Raw genomic sequence first — 15,182 nt, forward strand, 5'->3', positions numbered from 1 at the left:
AGGAGTGATACGATGTATCAGCAACAATGGGATATGCAATCAATGTATCCAGCGATGAATAGTCAGCCGTCACCGTATATGCAGCAACAACCTATGATGCAGCAGCCGATGATGCCGCCAATGCAGCAGCAACAGCCGATGATGGAGCAGCCTCCATTTTTTTTAGCACCACAACCACAACTGCAGCAGCAATTCCCGCAAGTTCCAGGGATGCTACCAATGGAACAATCGTACATTGAAAACATTCTTCGACTCAATCGCGGAAAATCGGTAAGAGTCTATATGACGTTTGAAAATAACCCTGATTGGCCAGCGAAAGTTTTTACTGGTCATGTGGAAGAAGCCGGTAGAGATCATATTATCCTTCATGATGATGTTGCAGGGAACTATTACTTACTATTAATGGTTAACCTTGACTATGTAGAATTTGATGAGCCAATTAACTATGAATATCCATACAATGGTGTCACACCGTTAGCTGAATACTCACCTCGTGATTAAATATTTTGTAAAATAAATATAATCACTTGAAAATTATACAAAAAAGCTGACTCTAAAATAAGGTATCAGGCACCTAATAGGCACAGCTGCAAAGACGAGGTGCCTGATGCTAAAGAGTCAGCTTTTTATTATGCTCTAAACATACTAATGGCAAGCAAAACCCAGCCTACGATAAAAGCTAGGCCCCCAAGCGGAGTAATCATTCCAAGCTTGGAAATACCTGTAATGGCTAGAATGTATAAACTACCTGAAAATAAAATAATGCCTAGTACTAATAGCCAGCCTGCCCAATGCACTAAGCTCGATTCGATCCCTTTTGAGCTAATCAAACCGACCATAATCAATCCAAGGGCGTGATACATATGATATTGTACACCCGTTTGATAAATTTTTAAGTAATGTTCAGTTAGACGACCTTCTAATCCATGTGCTCCAAATGCACCTAAAGCGACCCCTAGTGCCGCACCGATACTACCAAGTACGATAAATAGATTAAACATTAGACAATACTCCTTTACTTCCTATTCTGTTTAATATAAGATTATCATATTTTCCTAAGAAAAGCGCAAGTGCCTTGGTCAGCCACGGTACTGCGGTTCGATTAAAAATCTAATAAACTTCCTTCATCTTTGGACGTATGATGTACTGTGCTCGTCGTTGTTGTTACACTCGAGCTCGGTAAAGCACGTTTAACCTGAGGAACATTTGTTTTTTCAAGAGTTGAATACTCCTTATCCGTTAATAACTCACAATATGCTTTAATCATCTTTGCTGCTTCTTGCACTCGACGTTCATTACCTTGTTCCACTTCTAACTTCATTTCGCTCAATTGTTTTTCGATTTTCGCGATCACACTCTTGACTGGAATGTTCATTCTTTCCCTCCTGTTTCCTAATCACCTTATTGAAATATATATCTACCGTTGTACCCACTTGTTCAACACTCGTAATTTCCATTTCCCCATGATGATGCTCAACAATACGGGCACAGATCATTAACCCCAATCCTGTTCCTGTTTCTTTTGTTGTAAAAAATGGCTCACCAATTCGTTCTAAAACGTCTTGAGGAATACCGATACCATTATCTTTAATTTGTATATGTATCCTATTATCAGCAGTTTCCTGAACAAGAACCTCAATTTGGCCGCCATAACCCATCGCTTCAATGCTGTTTTTTAATAAATTGATAAGCACTTGCTTGATTTGATCAGGCTCACACTCAATTGTCGTCTCTTCAATGTCAAACGACGAAGAAATTGAAATACTTTTCATGATTGCCGACGTATTTAATAAGGTAAGAACTTCTTCTACTAATTTATGGATTGGGACACTTTCAAATTTTTCAACACCAGGTTTCGCAAGCAAAAGAAATTCACTAATGATTTTATTAATTCTCGCCAGCTCACTTAACATGATCGGTAAATGATCATTCGACGATTCTTTTCGCTCTTTCATAAGTTGAAGAAAGCCTGCGATGACTGTAATCGGGTTACGAATTTCATGTGCAACTCCTGCTGCTAGCTGCCCTACAACAGAAAGCTTCTCTGATCGTCTTATCCATGCTTCCGTTTGTTTCTTTTCCGTAATATCTCTAATAATCGTTGCTAAAGCAACAATTCTCCCATCTTCCGTTCGAATGGCTGAAACAGACATTGCGACTTCTAATAACTCTTCATCTATCGTCCAATTCTTCAACTCCATTTCACGAGTTGTTTCTCCTTTTAAAACGGATTCCCAGTTTTCTCGTAAAAGATGCAATTGGAATTCTTTTATTTGCGGCATCATCTTTCCAGCAACTTCTTCATCTTTCCAACCATATGTATCCTCAAAGCCTTTATTGACCTGAAAGATAACCCCATTTTTATCATGGATAATAATTGGGTCAATTAACTGATTAAATAAAGAATCTAAATACCCTTTTGTTCTCATTAATTCTTTGGATGTAACCTCATTTTTCTTTTCGGCTTGAAGCAATAACTGTTCTGTAAACCGACTGGAAAATACAAGAAAAATGGTAACTAACACTCCAAATAAAGTGACGTAAATCACATCAACCGTATCTGCACCTGGAAAAATTTCATTTCTAAATTGAAAGAAAAAGTACACCGTTGCAATGCTTGTTAGTAGACTAGCAAATAAAATCGGCCTTACTAAATGATAAATCGAGCTAATAATGAGTCCTAACCATAGGAATATAAAATTGATTAATAATGGCTCGTATGTAATCAACATCGCGAAAAAACTAAAAATAAAGAAAATCGTCAAATACATAGTCACATGAGTGGCCGCTTTACTTTTTGATAGCAAGTAAATGATTAAGCAGGTCACCAATCCCGTTGGAGCAAGAAACTTGAGAATTACTGGATCTATAAAAGCATTGATGACTAAACTCATCAAATAAAATATGATCACTAGTTTGGTCATTAGCTGGTTCCTTTTAAAGATAAGATCATTTCGCTTATTTTCTTCAATACCCATTCTAAATTCTCCAATTTTCGACATGATTTCCCTCTATTATACATGACTAAAAATAGGATGTCAGCGAAAAAGGTGTCAGTCACCTTAGTCGATTAAAGGGACTGACACCACTCATCTTGAACTTTTTTATGATTTTGTCATTTCTAAAAATTGTTCTACATCATTAACGACAAGATCAATCGCCTTTTGCCAAAAATCGGCTTTTGTTAAGTCTACATTTAAATGCTTTTGTGCTAATTCTTCAACGTTCATACTTCCTGTATCACGCAATAGCTCAATGTAGCCATCTTCAAACGAAGCGCCTTGTTCTAGCGCATGCGCGTACACACCAAGACTAAATAAATAGCCAAATGTGTAAGGAAAATTATAAAAAGGAACACCTGTAATATGGAAATGTTGTTTAGCAGCCCAAAAATGGGGGTGATATTCTGAAAGCGATTCACAATATGCTTCTTTTTGTGCCTCTACCATTAATTCATTTAAATCATTTGCCGATAGTAACCCTTCTTTTCGCTTCTCATAAAATCTCGTTTCAAATAAAAAGCGAGCATGAATATTCATAAAGAAGGCAATTCCTCGACCGAGTTTACTTTCAATAAGAACGAGCTTCTCTTCTTCTGATTTTGCTTGCTGCACCGCAGCATCACTTACAATAAGCTCCGCAAATGTAGAAGCTGTTTCGGCTACATTCATCGCATACGATTGCGCAAAGTTTGGCATATCGCGCATCACATAGGCATGGTACGCATGGCCTAGTTCATGCGCTAACGTCGATACGTTTGAAGCACTGCCACTGTATGTCATAAAGACTCGAGTTTCACCACTTGCTGGTAACGTTGTACAAAATGCACCCGGTCGTTTACCTGGTCGGTATTCTGCTTCCACCCAATTTTTTTTAAACGCCATTTTTGTAAACTCAGCCATTTTCGGACTAAACTTACCAAATTGCTCAATAATCGTCTCGGCCGCTTCTTCATAAGGAATCGTTGAACTTGCACTTCCGATTGGGGCATGAACATCATACCAAGCGAGTTGATCAATCCCTAAATATTGAGCTTTCCGTTCTAAATACGGCAGAAACCGCGATTTATTTTTCGTTATCGTATTCCACATCGCTTGTAAAGTGGCTTTTGACATCCGATTAATTTCTAGTGGTTCTTTTAAAACATTCGTCCAGCCTCTTTTTTCATATAGACCGAGTCTAAAGCCTGCAAGATGGTTGATGGTCGTAGCGAAAAGATCCTCGTTTTCAGTCCATATTTTTTCCCACTTTTCAAAAGCATCCTTACGTACATTACGATCACTATTCGCTAATTTATTTTCAGCTTGGCCTACAGAAAGCTCTTCAGCTTTTCCATTTTCTTTAAACGTAATTTTCATACTATTAACAAGCGCATTATACATATCTGCCCAACCATGGTAACCACTTGTCGTTAACTTTTGCGCAAGCTTCTCCTCCGTTGGCGATAGCTTATCTTTCGCCCTTTGCGCTCGTTCTTTTAAGTAAAACGCAACACCCTCGAAATGTTCCTCAATAATTAAATTCCATTCACTTTCATCCAACTGCATGATTTTCTCATCTATACTCGTTAAAACTCCTTGAAACATCGAAGCAAGCTCTTTTGCTGTTCCACTTAGCTGAATGGCTTTTTTATCGGCTGCGTTTTGAGCGGTTAAACAACCGATAAATGCTCCAATCTCTCTTACTTTCGAAGCTACTTGTCCAGCTGCTTCGATCGTCTCTATAAATTTTTGCTTTTCATTATGTACTTCCGTTATTTGAACAAGCCCCTGTTCAAGGCCAATTAATTCCCTTTTTGTTTCTGTAATAAAAGAACGTAACTCTTTTGACTCACTACCATCTGGAAAAATACTATCTAGATCCCATAACTGATTATATTTTGTTTGCATACCTCTTACCTTACTCCTCTCACATTTTTATTTCGTTACTCTAAATATATTTTACACTACTTACCTATTTTTTTAAAAGAAATTACATTCTAAACATAAAATCTTTTAATTGAGACAATTAAAGCTGCTTTCATAGGTTATTATGACCTTGTTGTTCTTTTTTATAGGTTTGCCTTCCCTAAAAAGAACCAAATGGTTGGTTCTTTTTTCAACTTATACTGTTTTATTTTCAACTTCTCCGAAAATATTTTTAACTTTAGGCATTTTATTTTCAACTTCGGTCCATTTATCGATTTCTCGACAACAATAGACAAAATCCAACACTACTCACTTTCTATAAAAATAAAAATAGACCCGATTTCCCGAGCCTACATTTAAAAACTTTATGAAAAGCCACCTGTCCACTACTTTTCATTTCAATATTCGTGTCTACTGATCTGTATATTTCATCAGTTACCATTTTTAAGAATAATTATAAAACCCTTTTCCACTTTTCCTTCCTAATTCCCCTGCTGCAACCATTGTTCTTAATAATTCTGGGACTCTATATTTAGAATCATTCGTTTTAATGTACAATGCCTCTTGAATATTTAGTAACGTATCTAAGCCAATCATGTCAGCGAGCCAAAGCGGTCCAATTGGGTGATTGGCACCTAACTTCATCCCTTTGTCAATATCGGCTACTGATGCGGTTCCCTCGTCTACCAGGGATATCGCTTCACAAATCATCGGGACGAGCAATCGATTTACAACAAATAAAGGGGTGTCACGTACTAGTATACTTTCTTTTTGAAGCTCTGCTACAAACTTCTCTACTGTTTGTAATGTCTCGCTTGACGTGTTTTCGGTACAAGTAATTTCCACTAAATTCATTAATGGCACTGGATTGAAAAAGTGTAAGCCACATACACGATCGCTACGATTTGTTACAGCAACCATATCTGAGATTGTAAGACTCGATGTATTTGAAGCTAGAATCGTATGTTCCTCACATAATGAATCTAGCTCCTTGAATACTTCCCGTTTTGCTTCAATATTTTCAATAATTGCTTCAATCACGATATCTGCATTCTTCAACTGTTGTTTATCAGTTGTAAACGACACACGATTGATAATTTCACTCATCTGAACCGTATTGTCCTTTTTAGACAACTTTTCTAAGCTCTTAACCATCGCTTCACGCGCCTTCGTTAAAGCTTCTTCAGTAAGGTCGACCAATACGACCTCATTACCGTATGTAGCTGAAACTTGCGCAATTCCATTTCCCATAATGCCAGAACCTAATACACCTATTTTCATTGTTTCTCCTCACTTTCACCAATCATTTTTGATTCATTCTTGTTAAAAGATACTTATCATTTCTTCTACAAAATTTTATTCGCTCGCGTTAGGTTTGCCATCTCAAAAATATTCGCCACAGCTTTATTTAAGTTTTCAAATCGATTATCTTCAATTTCACCTTTTGCCCAACGTGCATAAATTTGCTGTAAAATAACCCCTAGCTTATAAAAACCAAACGCAACATAATAGTTGATATGAGACACATCACGTCCGCTTTCCGTCGCATACAGTTCGACAAATTCACGGCGGCTAAAGAAACCTGGCTGGTTCGTTACAACATTAATTCCAAGGTCTGGATCCCCTGATTGATTCCAATAAGCAACCGTAGCACCTAGATCTGTCATAGGGTCGCCAATCGTTGAAAGCTCCCAATCGAGTACACCGTTTACCTTGCTAGGATCTTCATGATCTAGTAACAAATTGTTTAATTTAAAATCATTATGAACGATCGTCGTTTCTTTTGTAGCAGGGAGATGCTTTAAAAACCATGTCTCTAATTCATGAACACCTTGTATTTCATCTGTTTTTGAGTGCTGATATCTTTTTATCCAGCTATTTACTTGTCTCTCAAGATAGCCTTCTGGTCGACCAATATCTATTAAATTTGCTTTCTTATAATCTATTGATTGTAATTCAATTAATGCCTGAATAATGCTTTTAGATATAGTGGGTCCTGCTACAGTAGAGTCCCTATATGCTGCTGGTAAAACATCATCGATCGCTACCCCCTGTTTTTTTTCCATGATATAAAAATGTCTCCCCATAATTTCTGGATCCTCATTATATAAATAAGGTTTAGGGGCTAATGGGTACACCTTATTAATCTTACTTAAAATCGTATACTCCCGCTGCATATCATGTGCCTTTTTCGGAATTTCTCCAAAAGGAGGTCTTCTTAACACCGTCTCCCATTCCCCAAATGAAACTAAATACGTTAAGTTAGAGTAGCCTTCGGAAAACTTCTTGATCTTCATTGGCTCGTTCGGAATTTCTTCAATAGAATCCCTTAATAGCCGTTCGAATCGCTTCCAATCAATATGTTGATGGTCAACAATGGGATGATTCGTTTCCATGATTTCTCTCCTTTCTGTCACTCTACTTCCCTTGAAAATTTGGTTTTCTTTTTTCTTTAAATGCCCGTACGCCTTCTTGCATATCCTCCGTGCAGCAGAGCTCTGCAAAGGCATTTGATTCCAGCTCTTGCCCTTCAGCTAAAGAAGCTTCTAATCCCTGATCAATTACAGCCTTTGCCAGTGAAATTGCCTTCGGGCCCTTGCTTGCTATTTCCTTGGCAATGGATAATGCGACGGAGTAGGATTCTCCATTTGGGACTACTTTTTCTACTAATCCCACATTGTACGCCTCTTCAGAGGAAATCGCTGCCCCAGTAAAAATCAATTCCTTTGCCTTCCCTTGTCCTATCAACCTAGCTAAACGCTGGGTTCCTCCATATCCCGGAAGGATCCCTAAACCCGTTTCAGGAAGGCCCAGCTTTGCTTTCTCTTCAGCAATACGAATATCACAAGCAAGTGCTAATTCCAGTCCTCCACCTAAAGCTAGCCCATTGATGGCGCAAATAACAGGAAAATGGGCATGTGCCAATTGATCAAAAATCTTTTTACCCTTCTCTACTAATTGTTTTCCGCTCACTGCATCAAGTGACGGAAATTGGTTTATGTTTGCGCCTGCTACAAAGGCTTTTTCACCCATTGCTCTTATGACCAACGCTCTGCAGGATGGCTCCAACAGTATTTTATCAACCGCGACTTCCAACTCATTTAAAAGGGTGTCCGTCAATACATTTAACGGCGGGTTATTAATTGTAATGGTTGCAATAAAATCTTGAATATCATAAGTAACATAAAGACTTTTTGTTTCTTCCATCTAGCATCCTTCCTTTCTATTTACTCTCCCTTACTAGTTTGCAAACGAAACTGCCGTTTTGATAGATCGGTACTGCATCCATGGTCTCAAAATGGTCTATTACCCATTGCGATGTGTGGCCATAACCAGTTTGTACTAATAAATTAGCCGTTTCTCCTTCTAAAAGGTTTTGAAATTCTATAGACTTAGAATTTAAATAAGAATCTCTCGCTAATTTAGCGGCGTCCGAAAGCTGGTAGTTTCCTTTAGCCATTAGATGCTCAATAATATGCCCCGCACCGACGAAGTCCTCCATGGAGAAGCGCCCTGCATTACCTGAACATACGATGACGATAGAGGAATCATCCTCTTGTAAGTGAATCTCTTCTGCTACTCGGTGTCCATTAAGAAGTGAGGAAACATATAAGCTTACAGCGTTCTTCGCATTTTCCACTGCAATCGTCCCATTTGTCGAGCATATAATGGCAGCTTGTTCATTACTTGGTTTTGCAATCAGAGTTGGATCTGGGTATTGGAAATTTTCAATACCCTCCCCGTTTAATTCTCCCATGAGAAGAAAGTAATATGGTTCCTCTTTTACCACATCTAATGCGGTTTGGGCATCCTTTACCGCATATACAGGTTTAAAGCCATTTTCGACTAAACATGTAATCGTAGAAGTAGCTAGAAAAACATCAATCACAACAGCAGTGCAATGTTTTATTAATGATGAATCAACTAACTCCTTTTGCGTAATGACTTGAATTTTTCGCATGTTCTCAAATCCTTTTTATTTGTTCACCATTATTCGTATTTAAATTGAAAAGTGGCTACCTTTTCTTTAATGTTTTTAAGTAAAATAAACACATTTTCTATTACTATCATTCCAAAAGCAATCGGAATAAGGAAGAACAAAGGATAAAGCGGATAAAGAGCTCCCGCCGCAGGAAATGCCATTTCTCTTTCCAATCCTGTCATCGCATATGTCCATGTAAATTGCGTCATCAACACAAGTATCACTATTTCAATGACAAGCATCCCAATGATAAACACCATTTTCGTTTTATTGTGAAACTTCTCAATAAGTAAATCCATTTTAGGTAATACACCCGAGGAGTAGATATATGCGAGTGACGGGAATACCACAAGCGGCATAAAGTAATTTTTCACAATTTCAAATCCACCTCTAATGGAATCCCCTGCTAGATTACGCAGTATTACATCATATACAATAAAAAACATCATCAAAAACAAGGCAATTCCACTAATCCATACACCGATGACCTTTATATAATTAAAATACTTATACGCATTTTCGATACCTTTCAACACCTTCATCCTCCCTTCATTAATCCATGGAATTCGGTAAAAATGTTACGATTTCAGGAAAAGCAATCATTAATCCACAAACAACAACTAACGCAGCTACCGCAAAAATCATTCCGATTCTAAATATGGGTTCTAAACGAATTTTACTCACCCCAGCAACAGCATAAACACTTAGCCCAACAGGCGGTGTAATTAACCCAATTGTGCAAATGACTCCAACAAATATACCGAACCAGAGTAAATCAACTTGAAGCTGTGTAATAATCGGAAGAAGGACTGGGATCGACATTAAAATAACGGCAGCCCCTTCAATGAACATAAACATAATAAATAAAACGGCTGAAATGACAATTAAGACTAGCACTGGTGAATCCATAATTGGCTCTAAAAGGGAAATTAACTTCCTTGGTAAGAGAGATAACGAAACGAATCGGCCAAAAATTTGAGCACCAATCATAATTAACATAACCATTCCGGTTAACCGGAGTGTTTCAATCACTGAAGACTTTACAAAAGTTGCATTTACCTTTCCTAGAACTAAAGCGGAAATAAATGCAGCGAAAGCACCGACAGCACCAGCTTCAGTAGGAGTAAATACTCCCGAATAAATCCCTCCAAAAATAATGACCATAATAAGTAGTGCCACTATACAAACGATAAAAAGCCTTAATGGTAAAACGGTAGTCTGCGGCACGTCTATTGTTGCTGCTATTTCTTGTACGTCTTCTTTCTCTTTCTTTTGCAGTTTAAAGCAAACAAGCATCGAAATGATAAAAACAACCAGTACCATTATTCCTGGGATAAATGCCCCTATAAACAATTTTCCTACAGGCGTCTCTGTCGCTACTCCATATAAAATGAGAATAATACTTGGCGGAATAATTCCTGCAAGCGAACCACCTGCTGCTGCTATTGCTCCTGCCAAAGGCGCGCTATAGCCGTGCTTTCTTAGCTCCGGAATCGCAACCTGACCTAATGAAGCAGCAGTCGCTGTTCCAGAACCCGAAACTGCACCAAGAATTCCTCCGATTGTAAGCGTAAGTACGCCTAAAATGCTATTCTTTCCTTTTGAAACTTTATGCACTATATAGAAAATATCTCTTACAATGTCGGATTGAAGGATGAATTGGGCCATTAATACGAACAATGGAATCGTCGTCAACGTATAACTTGCTACACGATTAAAAGGTTCATTTCCCAACAATCCAGGTAGAATACTAAAGCCTTCGAGCAATATCAGACCTATGACCCCACAGGCAAATAGTACCGAATGAATATATAAACCTGAAGCGAGAAATAGGATTAGCATAATAAGGATTACGAAGATAACTACTAAACTACTCATAGAAGAACCCTACCTTTCACTTATCAAAATAACGGAAAAATCTTGCCACCGTTTGTAAAACGTATCCTATAGCATACATTCGGTGACAAGATTATGCTTAAACTATTAAATATTCATGATATTACTAAGTGTTATTGCACTTCTTGAACCGCTAGAGGATTAGTCGATATTTTTTAAGCTTTCCGTCACATCTCCACCTTGTTCGATAATGATGTCACGCCATAACGTAATTAGTTTCTTGCCTGGTAAACCTTGTTCTTCTAAAAGATTTGCATAATCCATCCAAGTTTCTTCGATACCTTGGTTAATTAAATCTTGCACACCTTGGTCTAAAGAAGAAAACTCAACAAACTTACCGCCATCTTCCTTGTTTTGGGCAATGATCTCTTCTGAACGTCTAATCCATTCTTCTGCACCTTGAGGGAAGATTTCTTCGTTTGCTTGAATCATTGCTTCTTGCACATTTTGAGGAAGTGAATCAAATTTCTCTTTGCTCATTCCAATAAACGCATTGAAATGGCCAAAGTTTACACCTGTTACCGTATATCTAAATAAATCTTGGAAACCATAGCCTGACCAGTCTGCAATACTGTAAAAGCTTCCGTCAAATGTACCTCTGCTTAATGCATCATACATATCTACTGCTGGCATCGTCACACTATTAATCCCCGTTTTTTCTGAATATACTTCATGGATACGAGATGGTGTTCTAAGTCCAGTTCCTTTTACATCATCTACAGAGTTAAACTCTTTACCCGTAGTAGAAATAGAGTATTCTTGTGTTGTCGAAATCGGGAATACCTGGAAGTTAGAAAATTGCATGTCAGAATAAGTTTTGCCGTCGGCTAGCTCCACATCACTATTTAAAAGCGCTCTCCACGCATTTGCCCCAATATGAGCATCTGAATGTGCTAAAGGTAGCATTGTCACCTCAGCCATTGGATACTGATCTGGTTGATAGATTGGTAGAATAAGGGCAACATCGACTGTGCCATTCAGTACGGCATCCCCTTCACCTGGAACGGAAACAAGCTCTCCGCCAGCGAAAGTTTCAAATTGAACTTGTCCATCTGTCAGTTCTTCTACTTTATCCATCCAAGGAACCATATTGTCAGACCACCAAGCGTGTTGTGCACTTAATCCAGTGGCCGCTCGTAACGTAATCACTTCTTTCTCTTCTCCTGCTGAGCTGCCTCCATCTGAAGTGCTACCTCCAGATTCTCCTCCAGTAGTTCCGCCTGAACAAGCACCAAGAAATAATAAAGCACTTACAACGATCGAAGAAATAAAGCTTTTTTTAAATTTTTTCATCAACAAAGCCCCCTAATTTTTTATGTTTTCATAAAAGCAAATACTACAGCCCGATAAATTGCGCATTTCGTTTTTCATAAAAAGCTGAAACGCCTTCTTTATGATCTTCGGTCTGAAGAAGTATTGCTTGAATAACGTTTTCCTGTAGAAATGCAGTTTCATGATGAAGATTTGGAGCGTTATTAACTAGGTATTTTACATACTTATTTGCTACCACCGGTCCATTTACAATAAACTGAGCAAACGATTCTGCCGCTTCGACGACATCCCCTTCAGCCACTCGATTAATGAGGTCATGCGATAGGGCCTCTTGTGCTTGAATAACCTTTCCTGCAGAAATCCATTCCTTTACAATTGGTGGATTAAGTCGCTCGGATAACGACTTAATCAACCCTAAATCGGGTATGAGCCCAATGTTTGTAAAACTGAGCGCAAACTTTGCTTCATGACTTGCTACAATAAAATCTGAAGCTAGGGCAATACTAAAGCCTGCACCAGCAGCATAGCCATGAACTGCAGCAATCACGTATTTATCGGTTTCCATCAATTTTTTTGATAGACTAGATGCATGCTCTACCCACTTTGCAGCTTCAGAAGCATGCGTAATATTTTGCATCGTTTCAATATCCCCACCTGCACAAAAGGCTTTTCCATTTCCAGACAGAACAATCACTTTTACTTCAGGGTTTTTTGAATAATCATCAAGGCAATCGTTTATCTCCTGCACCAATTCTCTTGACAATGCATTTAATTTTTCAGGACGATTTAATATAATGTGACCAATTTGATTTTGTATTTTTCTTATGACTAATTCACCCAAATCTTCAACCTCCTTTTCCAATCTAAAATATTCTATCTAAGGATGAACGATTAGTTTACCCCATGTATCTCTACTTCCTAATTGGTGTAATGCTTTTGGTACTTCACTAAATTCATACTGATGATAAATTAATGGTCTTATTTTTCCCTCTCTGTATAAACCCATAAGTTCATGATGCGCCTCTTTTACTTTCTCAGGATACAGCTTTCGGAAATAACCAAAATGAACACCTACTAGAGAATAGTTTTTAATAAGGATATGGTTGGCAGGTGCCTCCGGAATCGCTCCCCCAGCAAAACCAATTAATAGAAGTCGCCCATCAAATGCAATACATTTTCGCGACTGATGAAAAACATCGCCACCGACAGGATCAAAGATGACATCTGCACATCGGCCTTTTGTTTCCTCTTTTACCACTTGAACAAAATCTTCATGACGATAGTTAATCGCTATATCTGCGCCGATTTCCCTACAAATATCTACCTTTTCTTGTGAACCAGCTGTTGCAATCACTTTCGCACCTAATGCCTTCCCAATTTGAATAGCAGCAGATCCGACACCGCCTGAGCCGGCGTGGACTAATACCGTTTCCCCTTCTTTCAACAGTGCCTTTGTTTTTAACGCGTAGTACGCTGTGTGATACGTAATATACATTGCTGCCGCTTCCTCGTAAGTAAGCTCATCAGCAATCGGAAATACATCATCTTCCTTTACAACGACCCATTCTGAAAATCCACCATTCGGTAGCAAGGGTGTCGCGATGACCCTTTGCCCCGGTTTAAAAGAACTACCCTTCCCAACACCTTCTATAATTCCCCCGACTTCTGCACCAGGAGTAAATGGCAACTCAGGTTTTTCCTGATATTTTCCTTGGCATTGTAAAATATCAAAGAAATTAAGGGAGAAAGCTTTTATCCTTACAAGTACTTCTCCATGCTGCGGGACAGGTGTGGGCGATTCCAAAATTTCTAAAGCATCATCTGGATCTCCTAGCTTTGTTACAGCCCAAGACTTCATCCTGCTAATCACCTCGTTCAATTTTAAAGAATCATGAATTTCTGATTGTTTGTATTTACAATTGTTCCTTTAATTCAATTCTTGCAATATCTCTTAAATGAACAGCATCTGGGCCATCTACTAATCGCAGGGTTCTGGCGTTTGCGAAATGCTCTGCTAGAGGGAAATCACTTGATACACCAGCACCACCAAATAGTTGAATCGCTCGGTCGATTACGTTAATAGATACACGTGGTGCTGCAATTTTTATCATGGCAATTTCTTTTCTTGCCCCTTTTGCTCCAACCTCATCAATTTTATTGGCAGCATGTAAAGTTAATAATCTTGCTTGTTCGATTTCAAGACGGCTTTCAGCAATCTCTGCTCGAACAGTTTCTTTGTCTACTAATTTTGAATGAAATGCTTCTCTGCTATTTGCTCGTTGAATCATTAATTCCAACGCTCGTTCTGCAGCACCGATTGCTCTCATACAGTGGTGAATTCTTCCTGGCCCTAATCTTCCTTGAGCAATTTCAAAGCCTCGTCCTTCACCAAGAAGCATATTCGATGCAGGAACTCTTACATTGTTGTAATGAACTTCCGCATGTCCATTTGGGGCATGATCATAACCAAACACTGGTAAATGCCTCTTTACTTCTACTCCAGGGGCGTCAAATGGGACTAGAATCATTGATTGTTGTTTATATGTAGCCTCATTCGGGTCCGTTTTCCCCATAACAATCGCAATTTTCACGCGAGGATCTAAAGCTCCTGTTGACCACCATTTCTTTGCATTAACAATATAGTGGTCCCCGTCTCGGACGATGCTACTTTGAATATTCGTGGCATCGGAAGAAGCTACATCTGGTTCTGTCATGGAGAAAACTGAGCGTATTTTACCTTCTAATAATGGTTGAAGCCACTGCTTTTTTTGCTCTTCGGTTCCGTATTTTACAAGAACTTCCATATTCCCGGTATCAGGTGCATTACAATTGAAAATTTCTGGAGCAATTAACGAGCGACCCATGATTTCACAAAGGTGCGCGTATTCGAAATTAGATAAACCTTTCCCATATTCTGTATCAGGTAAAAATAGGTTCCAAAGTCCTTGAGCTTTTGCTTTTTCTTTTAATTCCTCGATAATCGGTGGAATCATCCATCTGCTTTCCTGGTTATTTAGCTGCTCTTCAAAGACGGATTCATTTGGATATACGTGCTTATCCATAAACTCTAGTAAATCTTCCCTTAGATTCTGTGCATTAGCTGATAGTTTTTTTAACATCATTCA

At 38.5% G+C, this 15,182-nt stretch carries 15 protein-coding genes; 1 reads left to right on the top strand and 14 read right to left on the bottom strand.

Annotated features, from left to right (window positions below; translation table 11 throughout):
• Positions 1 to 12 precede the first annotated feature (12 nt).
• Complete coding sequence (gerQ, locus tag J0N78_RS12515) at positions 13 to 501, top strand: spore coat protein GerQ (protein ID WP_209123437.1); 489 nt, start codon at positions 13 to 15, stop codon at positions 499 to 501.
• Positions 502 to 629: 128 nt separating this feature from the next.
• On the opposite strand, the gene J0N78_RS12520 is transcribed toward gerQ, so the two are convergent.
• The 14 genes from J0N78_RS12520 to J0N78_RS12585 all read right to left on the bottom strand — a co-directional run bounded on the left by J0N78_RS12520 (position 630) and on the right by J0N78_RS12585 (position 15,176).
• Positions 630 to 1,001 (bottom strand): DUF423 domain-containing protein, encoded by a 372-nt coding sequence (locus tag J0N78_RS12520; RefSeq protein ID WP_209123438.1) that lies wholly within the window; start codon positions 999 to 1,001, stop codon positions 630 to 632.
• Positions 1,002 to 1,102: 101 nt separating this feature from the next.
• Positions 1,103 to 1,375 carry a DUF5327 family protein gene (locus J0N78_RS12525; RefSeq protein ID WP_209123439.1) on the bottom strand — a complete coding sequence of 91 codons (273 nt, stop codon included), beginning with the start codon at positions 1,373 to 1,375 and terminating at the stop codon, positions 1,103 to 1,105.
• Positions 1,296 to 3,002, bottom strand: a complete 1,707-nt coding sequence (locus J0N78_RS12530; RefSeq protein WP_209123440.1) for an ATP-binding protein — start codon at positions 3,000 to 3,002, stop codon at positions 1,296 to 1,298. Before J0N78_RS12530 ends, J0N78_RS12525 begins: the two co-directional genes overlap by 80 nt.
• A gap of 102 nt (positions 3,003 to 3,104) precedes the next feature.
• Complete coding sequence (locus tag J0N78_RS12535; RefSeq protein WP_209123441.1) at positions 3,105 to 4,889, bottom strand: M3 family oligoendopeptidase; 1,785 nt, start codon at positions 4,887 to 4,889, stop codon at positions 3,105 to 3,107.
• 462 nt (positions 4,890 to 5,351) lie between these two features.
• Entirely contained in the window at positions 5,352 to 6,188 is an 837-nt protein-coding gene (locus J0N78_RS12540; protein ID WP_209123442.1) for a 3-hydroxyacyl-CoA dehydrogenase family protein, read from the bottom strand.
• Between the two features lie 65 nt (positions 6,189 to 6,253).
• Positions 6,254 to 7,303: a phosphotransferase family protein gene (locus J0N78_RS12545; protein WP_209123443.1), complete on the bottom strand. Its 1,050-nt coding sequence runs from the start codon at positions 7,301 to 7,303 to the stop codon at positions 6,254 to 6,256.
• Positions 7,304 to 7,325: 22 nt separating this feature from the next.
• Positions 7,326 to 8,114: an enoyl-CoA hydratase/isomerase family protein gene (locus J0N78_RS12550; RefSeq protein WP_209123444.1), complete on the bottom strand. Its 789-nt coding sequence runs from the start codon at positions 8,112 to 8,114 to the stop codon at positions 7,326 to 7,328.
• Between the two features lie 16 nt (positions 8,115 to 8,130).
• The gene (locus tag J0N78_RS12555) at positions 8,131 to 8,868 is read right to left on the bottom strand and encodes a 2-phosphosulfolactate phosphatase (RefSeq protein ID WP_209123445.1); all 738 of its coding nucleotides are present in this window, start codon (positions 8,866 to 8,868) and stop codon (positions 8,131 to 8,133) included.
• Between the two features lie 29 nt (positions 8,869 to 8,897).
• Positions 8,898 to 9,425, bottom strand: coding sequence for a TRAP transporter small permease (locus J0N78_RS12560; protein ID WP_209123446.1), 528 nt, complete (start codon positions 9,423 to 9,425; stop codon positions 8,898 to 8,900).
• Between the two features lie 16 nt (positions 9,426 to 9,441).
• Positions 9,442 to 10,767 carry a TRAP transporter large permease gene (locus tag J0N78_RS12565; RefSeq protein WP_209123447.1) on the bottom strand — a complete coding sequence of 442 codons (1,326 nt, stop codon included), beginning with the start codon at positions 10,765 to 10,767 and terminating at the stop codon, positions 9,442 to 9,444.
• A 159-nt stretch (positions 10,768 to 10,926) separates the two neighbouring features.
• Entirely contained in the window at positions 10,927 to 12,078 is a 1,152-nt protein-coding gene (locus J0N78_RS12570; protein ID WP_209123448.1) for a type 2 periplasmic-binding domain-containing protein, read from the bottom strand.
• A gap of 43 nt (positions 12,079 to 12,121) precedes the next feature.
• Entirely contained in the window at positions 12,122 to 12,898 is a 777-nt protein-coding gene (locus tag J0N78_RS12575) for an enoyl-CoA hydratase/isomerase family protein (protein ID WP_209123449.1), read from the bottom strand.
• 36 nt (positions 12,899 to 12,934) lie between these two features.
• A complete protein-coding gene (locus J0N78_RS12580) occupies positions 12,935 to 13,915 on the bottom strand; it encodes an NADPH:quinone oxidoreductase family protein (RefSeq protein WP_209123450.1) in 981 nt (326 codons plus the stop codon).
• A gap of 55 nt (positions 13,916 to 13,970) precedes the next feature.
• Entirely contained in the window at positions 13,971 to 15,176 is a 1,206-nt protein-coding gene (locus tag J0N78_RS12585; RefSeq protein ID WP_209123451.1) for an acyl-CoA dehydrogenase family protein, read from the bottom strand.
• Positions 15,177 to 15,182: the final 6 nt, after the last annotated feature.

The organism is Alkalihalobacillus sp. BA299, from assembly GCF_017745675.1.
In the GTDB taxonomy this organism is placed as follows: Bacteria; Bacillota; Bacilli; order Bacillales; family Bacillaceae_F; genus Alkalihalobacterium.

Coding starts and splice junctions, on each gene's coding strand:
- gerQ (WP_209123437.1), top strand. CDS start 13: ATGTATCAGCAACAATGGGATATGCAATCAATGTATCCAGCGATGAAT.
- J0N78_RS12520 (WP_209123438.1), bottom strand. CDS start 1,001: ATGTTTAATCTATTTATCGTACTTGGTAGTATCGGTGCGGCACTAGGG.
- J0N78_RS12525 (WP_209123439.1), bottom strand. CDS start 1,375: ATGAACATTCCAGTCAAGAGTGTGATCGCGAAAATCGAAAAACAATTG.
- J0N78_RS12530 (WP_209123440.1), bottom strand. CDS start 3,002: ATGTCGAAAATTGGAGAATTTAGAATGGGTATTGAAGAAAATAAGCGA.
- J0N78_RS12535 (WP_209123441.1), bottom strand. CDS start 4,889: ATGCAAACAAAATATAATCAGTTATGGGATCTAGATAGTATTTTTCCA.
- J0N78_RS12540 (WP_209123442.1), bottom strand. CDS start 6,188: ATGAAAATAGGTGTATTAGGTTCTGGCATTATGGGAAATGGAATTGCG.
- J0N78_RS12545 (WP_209123443.1), bottom strand. CDS start 7,303: ATGGAAACGAATCATCCCATTGTTGACCATCAACATATTGATTGGAAG.
- J0N78_RS12550 (WP_209123444.1), bottom strand. CDS start 8,114: ATGGAAGAAACAAAAAGTCTTTATGTTACTTATGATATTCAAGATTTT.
- J0N78_RS12555 (WP_209123445.1), bottom strand. CDS start 8,868: ATGCGAAAAATTCAAGTCATTACGCAAAAGGAGTTAGTTGATTCATCA.
- J0N78_RS12565 (WP_209123447.1), bottom strand. CDS start 10,767: ATGAGTAGTTTAGTAGTTATCTTCGTAATCCTTATTATGCTAATCCTA.
- J0N78_RS12570 (WP_209123448.1), bottom strand. CDS start 12,078: ATGAAAAAATTTAAAAAAAGCTTTATTTCTTCGATCGTTGTAAGTGCT.
- J0N78_RS12580 (WP_209123450.1), bottom strand. CDS start 13,915: ATGAAGTCTTGGGCTGTAACAAAGCTAGGAGATCCAGATGATGCTTTA.
- J0N78_RS12585 (WP_209123451.1), bottom strand. CDS start 15,176: ATGTTAAAAAAACTATCAGCTAATGCACAGAATCTAAGGGAAGATTTA.